At 58.1% G+C, this 1,207-nt stretch carries 2 protein-coding genes; both read left to right on the top strand.

Translation table 11 applies throughout. The features are described from left to right. Positions 1–122: 122 nt before the first annotated feature. Entirely contained in the window at positions 123–641 is a 519-nt protein-coding gene (locus tag Q0288_RS10325) for a prepilin-type N-terminal cleavage/methylation domain-containing protein (protein WP_299430087.1), read from the top strand. An 11-nt stretch (positions 642–652) separates the two neighbouring features. Continuing rightward, a partial coding sequence (locus Q0288_RS10320; protein WP_299430085.1) for a type II secretion system protein occupies positions 653–1,207 on the top strand: 555 nt, incomplete at its 3' end.

Genomic DNA, 1,207 nt, shown 5'->3' with positions numbered 1-1,207 from the left:
GGGTAACAAAATGAGGTTTAGTTCGGCACAGCCGAACTAAACTGGCGTTGCGAGCCAAGTAGGTGTATCCCCCGAACAGGGGTCTTTCACTGGGCTTATAGGGTCTACAATTAGTCTCACGTATGAAGCAGGTGGGTGGCCTGACCTTAATTGAAATCATCATTGTCCTGGCGATCCTGGGCGTACTGCTGACGATTGGGCTTGGCTACTTCAATCCTGACCGTATCGCGGTTTCCCAGGCCAGCCAGGTGTTGTCTTCGCAGGTCAACCGGGCCCGGCTGGAGGCCATTCGCAACAACACCAGGGGCGGTATTACGATGAACACAGCCGGCCGTGGCAGCTATCAGGTCTGGGTGCTGGACAGAACCACCAGCAACCGGGTGGTGTTGCAAACCCTCACACTCGGCCAGGGCGATTTCCCTAGAGTCCGGTGCCAGTCTGCTACCCTGACAGCCTCCACTTCCTCTACCACCAACTGCCCCAACGCCGGAACCTACGATTTCACCTTCGATGCTCGAGGGGTTCCACAAGACCAGGGCCGGATCAGCATCGTGCTGAGCAATTTTGCCAACACCTTCCAGCGCACGGTTTGTATAAACCAACAAGGCCGCAGTCAGGTGGTGAGTGGTACGTGTCCATAAGGGGTGGGGGGATGCACAAACCAGGCGGGATTAGCATTGTCGAACTTCTGGTGGCCCTGGCCATTATTGGCATAGCCTTTGTGCCCCTGGTCTTGAGCCAGCTTGCCAGTTTGCGGGCCAGTGCCCAGACCGGTCTGGCCTCGCAGGTCAAGGCCGCAGCCACAGCAGAACTGGAGGGTCAGACCGCCCTGGTGCTGCAAGTAGAGTCGCCACCCTCCAACAACAACTTGCGCGACGACATCAGCGCGAACAAAAGCTTCTACTTTGTGGATTATTTTTATGCCTGTCCCAACCCCGCAATTTCCTTGCCCTCACCGGCCCCAAGCAACTCGTCCCGTACCGCCCTGCGCACCGGGATCAACTGTGACAACGGCAGCGGCACCACCCACAACCTGATTACCACCCGCTGGAACGTGGCCCGTGAGACGGGCATCGTTGGCGAAGGACTCCTCACCATTACCGTGACCTCTACCCACAGCCGGGGGCCCACTATTACCCTGGTCAACCGCATTAGCTGCTACGATGTATTCCCCTCGCCTACCTCAAATGCCCCCGCTCCTTGCCCC

The organism is uncultured Meiothermus sp., from assembly GCF_937863175.1.
GTDB lineage: Bacteria > Deinococcota > Deinococci > Deinococcales > Thermaceae > Meiothermus.
The sequence above is the reverse complement of the archived record's forward strand: the minus strand, read 5'-3'. Positions and strand labels throughout refer to the sequence as shown.

What these genes read in the sequence shown, in the direction of transcription:
- Q0288_RS10325 (WP_299430087.1), top strand. Translation starts at nt 123, where the DNA reads ATGAAGCAGGTGGGTGGCCTGACCTTAATTGAAATCATCATTGTCCTG.